The following is a 6,370-nucleotide window of genomic DNA, read 5'->3' as shown; positions in this document are numbered from 1 at the left end:
AGGCGGATGCCGCGCACGCCGAGGAAGGGGTTTTCCTCCTGGGCGATCGGCCAGTAGGGCAGCGGTTTGTCGCCGCCCACATCGAGGGTGCGCACCACCAGCGGCCGTCCGCCCAGGCCATCGAGCACGCGGCGGTATTCGGCTTCCTGGGTGGCTTCGTCCGGGGCCTGGGGATGGGCCATGAAGATCAGTTCGGTGCGCAGCAGGCCGATGCCTTCGGCGCCCTGCTCCACCACCGCGGCGACGCCGGCGCTTTCGCCGACGTTGGCGAACACTTCCACCGCGTGACCGTCGGTGGTGCGGGCCTGTTGATGGCGTTGTTCGGCGGCGGCCTTGAGGCGTTGCTCGCGGGTGTCACGCTCCTCGGCGGCCCGCTGCAGGGTCGCCGGGTCCGGGGCGACATGCAGCCGGCCGCGCTGGCCGTCCAGCAGCAAGGGCGTGCCGGACTTGATCAGCAGCACGCTGGCGCCCGCGCCCACCAGGGCCGGAATGCCCAGGGCCCGAGCGACGATGGCGCTGTGGGCGGTGGCGCCACCGCGAGCGGTAAGAATGCCGGCGACCCGGGTCGGATCCAGGCGCGCGACGTCCGAGGGGCCGACTTCGTCCATCACCAGGATGTAGGGCTGGTCCGGCTCGGCCGGGGTTTCGATGCCGCACAGTTGCGCCAGCACCCGGCGGCCGATGTCGCGCAGGTCGGCGGCGCGTTCGGCGAGCAAGGCATCCTGCAAGGACTCCTGTTGCCGGGCGGCGCTTTCGATCACGCTCATCCACGCGGCCTCGGCGCTTTCGCCCTGCTGGAGGCGGGCCTGTACCTCGTCCACCAGCTCGGGGTCGTCGAGCATTTCCAGGTGGGTGATGAAGATCTCGCGGATGGCCTTGGCCTGGCTGCGCTGGATCAATCCCTGGATGTCCTCGCGCACCTCGCCCAGGGCCTGCTGCAGGCGCTGGCGCTCGATGGCGGCGGACTCGCCCCGCAGCGGGTAGTCGATGACTTGCTGGACCTGGATGTGGGCCGGGCCGATGGCGATGCCGGGAGCGGCGGCGATGGCCTGGATCAGGCTGCCGGAAGCCGGGGCGCTGATCGGCACCACGACGTCCTGCGGCTCTTCCCGGGGAGCGCTGACCGCCGGCAATGGCTCGACGGCTTCGCCCAGGCCTTGTTCGATGGCCGCCAGCAATGCGGGCAAGGCATCGGCGGCAATGCTCGGTTCGGCGATCAGTTCCAGCACCTGACCGCGCCGCGCGCCGAGGCTCAGCAGCTTGCTCAGGCTTTTCACAGACACGGCGGCGTCTTTGCCATCGGCGATGCGGATGCGGATTTCGCCTTCGAAGTTCTTCGCCAACTGCGCCAGTTCCTTGGCCGGGCGGGCATGCAGGCCGTGGGCGTTGGCCAGGGCGATACGGGCGCTGGGCCAGTCCGCCGGCAACTCACCGCCGAGCACTTCGAGCACCGCGCGGCTGCTGGTGGCGCGCCACAACTCCTGGCCACGGCCATCGATCAACAGCGCGCACAGGCGCTCCAGCAGGGCCTGGTGGGCTTCCTCCAGGCTGGCCAGGCAGAACAGGCCGCTCAGAGGCTGGCCCAGGTAACGGATGGGTTTGTCCGGGGTGACGAACGCCAGCCCTGGGCGCAACACGGTCTGCTCGCTGTGCAACCACCAAAGACCGTCGCCCAGGGGCAGCGCCTCCACCTGTTGCAGCACCGCGGCAAAGCCGTTGCTCACGCACTCGGCCTGGCGCAGCAGGCGTGCGCCGCGCCAGACCAGTTCTTCGAAATCTTCCGCCGCCACCCCGAGGCCGATCATCTGCGCATCCAGCGCCAGTTCCTGGGGCGCGCCCTGCAACAGCTTGAGCAGGGCTTCCGGGGAACTGGCGCGCCGCAGGGCCTGGCCCAGGTCGGTCTCGCCCAGGGCGCGGGTCAGCAATTGCAGGAGGCGCAGGTGCTCGTCGGACTTGGCGGCGATGCCGATAGCCAGGTAGACGATCTGCCCGTCGCCCCAGTCCACGCCCTCGGGAAATTGCAGCAGGCGCACGCCGGTGGCGAAGACCTGGTCGCGGGTTTGCGGGGTGCCGTGGGGGATGGCGATGCCTTGGCCGAGGAAGGTCGAGCCCTGGGCCTCGCGCTGTTCGAGGCCGCTCAGGTAACCGGCGGCCACCAGGCCATCGGCCACCAATGTGTCGGCCAGCAAGCGTAATGCCGCGGACTTATCCACAGCCGTCTGGCCCATGGATATCTGCTCTACGGTGAGTTCGAGCATGGGTTCTCCTATTTAGCGCGGGGGCGCGCTAGGTATTGTTTTAAGTCAGCAGCGTAGGCGCTGTCATGGCCAAGAATGGGACTGGCCAGCGGGCGGAAGCGCTTCTACGTTTAGGCTGTGGCCGAGAAAATACGCCTGCTGAAACGTTTAATCTAGCAGGATCGGCAAGTTACTCGATAATCTTCGCCTCTTGAAGTCCTGATGGTCGCCTGCCGCTTCCGACATTGGTCGCCTGCACAGATCAGGTAGGATTGGCGAAAATGTCGGGGCAAGCACCAAAAATAAGGAAATCCCGGGTTGAAACTCAGTGATATCGCTCGACTGGCCGGTGTGTCCGTCACCACCGCCAGTTACGTCATCAACGGCAAGGCCGAACAGCAGCGCATCAGCAACGCCACCGTGGAACGGGTGCGGGCAGTGGTCGAAGAGCACGGCTTCACCCCCAATCCCCAGGCGGCCGGCCTGCGCAGCCGCCATACCCGGACCCTGGGTTTCATTCTCCCGGACCTGGAGAACCCCAGCTACGCGCGGATCGCCAAGTTGCTCGAACAAGGGGCGCGGGCCCGGGGCTACCAGTTGCTGATCGCCAGCTCCGACGATGCGCCGGACAGCGAACGGCAACTGCTGCAACTGTTTCGTGCGCGCCGCTGCGATGCCCTGATCGTCGCCAGTTGCCTGCCGCCGGAAGACGACAGCTACCAGCAATTGCAGGCCCAGGGGTTGCCGATCATCGCCATCGACCGGGTGATGCCGGCCGGGCAGTTCTGCTCGGTGATCAGCGACGACCTGCAAGCCAGCCTGCAACTGACCCAGAGCCTGCTGCAACCCGAGCCCCGGCAGATCGTGCTGCTCGGCGCCCGCCCGGAGCTGAGCATCAGCCATGAGCGGGCCGCGGGTTTCCGCCAGGCCCTGGAAGGTTTCGGCGGCGACGTGGTGATCGAGCATGGCGAAGCCTTCAGCCGCGATTGCGGCCGGCAGTTGATGGAAGAGTTGCTGCAGCGCCTGGGCCACCTGCCCGACGCCCTGGTGACCACCTCCTATGTGCTGCTGCAAGGAGTATTCGATGCCCTGCACGACTTCCCGCTCAAGTCCCGGCCGCTGCGCCTGGGCACCTTCGGCGATACCCAGTTGCTGGACTTCCTGCCGCTGCCGGTCAACGCCATGGCCCAGCAACATCAGCTGATCGCCGATACCGCCCTGCAACTGGCCCTGGCGGCCATCGAAGAAGGCCAGTACCAGCCCGGCGTACAGGCCATTGCCCGGACCTTCAAGCAGCGTATCCAGCAGGGCTGAACCGTGGAGCTGATCGACAGCCACACCCACCTGGATTTTCCGGATTTCGACGCCGATCGTGCGGCGCTGCTGGCCGACAGCCGCGCCCGGGGCGTCGGCCGGATGGTGGTGCTGGGGGTCTACCAGGGCAACTGGCAGCGGGTCTGGGACCTGGTGCAAGGCGACCCGCAGCTCTACGCGGCCTTCGGCCTGCACCCGGTGTACCTGGACGATCACCAGCCCGCCGACCTGCAACACTTGGGCGATTGGCTGGCGCGCCTGGCCGGGCATCCGCAACTGTGCGCGGTGGGCGAGATCGGCCTGGACTACTTTCTCCAGCACTTGGACCGCGAGCGCCAACAGGCGCTGTTCGAGGCTCAATTGCAGCTGGCGGCGGACTTCCAGTTGCCGGCCCTGCTGCATGTGCGGCGCAGCCATGCGGCGGTGATCGCCACCCTGAAGCGCTTCAAGCTCCAGCGCGGCGGGATCATCCACGCTTTCGCCGGCAGCCGCGAGGAAGCCCGCGAATACCTCAAGCTGGGTTTCAAGCTGGGCCTGGGCGGCGCCGCGACCTGGCCCCAGGCCCTGCGCCTGCGCAAGGTGCTCGCCGAGCTGCCGCTGGAAGCCCTGGTGCTGGAGACCGACGCGCCGGACATGGCCCCGGCGATGTACCCCCACCAGCGCAACAGCCCCCAGCACCTGCCGGAGATCTGCGCGGCCCTGGCCGCGATCATCGGCGTCGACGCCGAGCAGTTGGCCAGCGCCAGCACCCGTAACGCTTGCGCGGTGTTCGGCTGGCCCTCAGCCGGCCTGTAGCAGCAAGGGCCGGCGCTGCCGACGCCGGACAATGGCCATCACCAGCAGATAACCCACCAGCACCAGTGCCGAGATGCCCAGTTGCAGGCTGCGCTCCAGCAGCCCGATCCACTGCAACGCCAGGCTCACCAGCAGCACCGTGGCACAGAGCACGATCAACAGCGCCCGCAGGGTGGCGAACGAGCCCAGGGTCTTGAGGCGCTTGATCTGCTCGGGACAGTCGAGCTTCAGCGGCTTGTGGCAGTGCTTGCAGGCAAAGGGTTCCTGCATGGCCATGGCGTTGAGTTGCCAGGGCTCGAGGTCGAGCAGGGCCTGGCAGTGGGCGCAGCGTCCCAGGACTCCGGAAGAAACGGTCATCGGCGTATTTCCTCAGGGCCATGGGCACGCCATGGCTGACTGGCCGGGCGCAGGCGGCGCCCGGAAAAAACGCAGAAAAACAGGAAAAACACCCCGGACAAAGCGATTAATTACTACAGCTTGTGGCAGCCCGGCCGGGCCGGGCTGCACGGCAGGGCTGGCTCAGACCCGGAACGCGCCGATCAATTGCTTGAGCTGGACCACCTGGGCCGCGAGCTGGCGGCTGGCATCCTCGGTCTGGTGCGCGCCTTCGGCGGTACGCTCGCCAGCGCGGTTGATCTCGACGATGTTCTGGTCGATGTCATGGGCCACCGCCGTCTGTTGCTCCACCGCCGCGGCGATCTGCTGGTTCTGGTCGACGATCATGCCCACCGCGCCGAGGATGTTTTCCAGGGCCTGCTGGACCTTCTCCGACTGATCGACCGTGCCATTGGCCATGGCATGGCTGCTGCCCATGGCCTTGACCGCCGCACTGACCCCGCCGTGCAGCTTGCCGATCATGTCTTCGATTTCCTCGGTGGACTGCTGGGTGCGCTTGGCCAGGGTCCGCACTTCATCGGCCACCACGGCGAATCCACGCCCCTGCTCGCCGGCCCGGGCCGCCTCGATGGCGGCGTTGAGGGCCAGGAGGTTGGTCTGCTCGGCGATGCTCTTGATCACCTCCAGTACCCGGCTGATGGATTGGCTATCGCTGGCCAGCTGGTTGATCACCCGCACCGACTGGTCGATTTCACTGGCCAGCCGGGCAATGCTGCCTTGCTGGGATTCCACCAGGCCCCGGCCGCTGATGGTTTCGTCGTTGACGCTATGGGCACTGCTGACCGCCGCCGCGGCGCTGCGGGCCACTTCCTGGGAGGTGGCGGACATCTGGTTCATCGCCGTGGCCACCTGCTCGATCTGGCTGCGCTGGCCGGCCACCGCCTGGTTGCTCCGGGCCGAGACGTTTTCCACTTGCCCGGCCTGGCGCTCGACCTCGCTGACGGTATGCCCGACCCGCTCGATCAGATCGTGGATCTTCAGCACCGTGCCGTTGAACAGGCTGCCCAGCTCTCCCAGCTCGTCGCGACTGTGGGCGGTGAACGTGACGGTCATGTCGCCGGCCGCGACCTTGTCCATCATCACGCCCAGGCGACGCAGGGTGGTGCGGGTCGAGGCGTAGAAACCGCCATACAGGTAGACGATCGCCAGGAACACCAGGGCCAGGGCCGCCACCAGCAGCACCATGTGGCTACGGTTCTGCGCCAGGCGCTTTTGCAGCTCGACGTCGAGGAACTTCAGGGTGTTTTCGTTGAGCTGGTAGGTCTGCCCCATCAGCTGGCTGACCTGCTCGTAGAACGCCGGCCAGGGCGCCTCCAGGGTCTCGGCCATCACCACTTGCTCCTCGAACAGCTCGCTGGCCTGCTTGAGGCTGGCCTTGCTGGCATTGGCCGCGCCGTCGAGGGCATCGTGGGCGGCGCGGCTGGAGCCCAGGGCGTCCTGGAGCTTGAGGCCATACTCGGCCTGGAGTTTTTCGATCTGCACCAGCAGTTCATCGAAACGGGTGCTGGAGGACGAATTGAGAAAACCCTGGCCCAGGGAGAAGGCGCCCATGGCCCGGCCCTCACCCAGGATCTGGGTGACTTGCGGGGTGACGCTGGTGATCAGCTCGCTGAGCTGGCGGATATCGC

At 67.2% G+C, this 6,370-nt stretch carries 5 protein-coding genes and 1 pseudogene; 2 read left to right on the top strand and 4 right to left on the bottom strand.

Annotated features, from left to right (window positions below; genetic code table 11):
• A partial coding sequence (gene fruB / locus ACK6AU_RS07010; RefSeq protein ID WP_409298442.1) for a fused PTS fructose transporter subunit IIA/HPr protein occupies positions 1–2,258 on the bottom strand: 2,258 nt, incomplete at its 3' end.
• A 297-nt stretch (positions 2,259–2,555) separates the two neighbouring features.
• Between fruB and cra the strand changes: the two genes are divergently transcribed.
• Both cra and ACK6AU_RS07000 read left to right on the top strand, forming a co-directional pair.
• Positions 2,556–3,551: a catabolite repressor/activator gene (gene cra / locus ACK6AU_RS07005; RefSeq protein WP_185699067.1), complete on the top strand. Its 996-nt coding sequence runs from the start codon at positions 2,556–2,558 to the stop codon at positions 3,549–3,551.
• Positions 3,552–3,554: 3 nt separating this feature from the next.
• Entirely contained in the window at positions 3,555–4,346 is a 792-nt protein-coding gene (locus ACK6AU_RS07000) for a TatD family hydrolase (RefSeq protein WP_409298440.1), read from the top strand.
• Here the strand turns inward: ACK6AU_RS07000 and ACK6AU_RS06995 are convergent.
• The 3 genes and pseudogenes from ACK6AU_RS06995 to ACK6AU_RS06985 form a co-directional block, all read right to left on the bottom strand.
• Positions 4,332–4,703 carry a hypothetical protein gene (locus ACK6AU_RS06995; protein WP_185699065.1) on the bottom strand — a complete coding sequence of 124 codons (372 nt, stop codon included), beginning with the start codon at positions 4,701–4,703 and terminating at the stop codon, positions 4,332–4,334. The two genes, ACK6AU_RS07000 and ACK6AU_RS06995, sit on opposite strands and share 15 nt — an antisense overlap.
• 162 nt (positions 4,704–4,865) lie before the next feature.
• Positions 4,866–5,570, bottom strand: coding sequence for a methyl-accepting chemotaxis protein (locus ACK6AU_RS06990; protein WP_409298451.1), 705 nt, complete (start codon positions 5,568–5,570; stop codon positions 4,866–4,868).
• Between the two features lie 153 nt (positions 5,571–5,723).
• Positions 5,724–5,927: pseudogene (locus ACK6AU_RS06985) on the bottom strand (HAMP domain-containing protein); the annotation flags it as partial.
• Positions 5,928–6,370: the final 443 nt, after the last annotated feature.

Origin of the sequence: Pseudomonas sp. KCJK8993 (assembly GCF_046230915.1) — a bacterium.
GTDB lineage: Bacteria > Pseudomonadota > Gammaproteobacteria > Pseudomonadales > Pseudomonadaceae > Aquipseudomonas > Aquipseudomonas piscis.
The sequence above is the reverse complement of the archived record's forward strand: the minus strand, read 5'-3'. Positions and strand labels throughout refer to the sequence as shown.

What these genes read in the sequence shown, in the direction of transcription:
- ACK6AU_RS06995 (WP_185699065.1), bottom strand. Translation starts at nt 4,703, where the DNA reads ATGACCGTTTCTTCCGGAGTCCTGGGACGCTGCGCCCACTGCCAGGCC.
- ACK6AU_RS06990 (WP_409298451.1), bottom strand. Translation starts at nt 5,570, where the DNA reads ATGTCCGCCACCTCCCAGGAAGTGGCCCGCAGCGCCGCGGCGGCGGTC.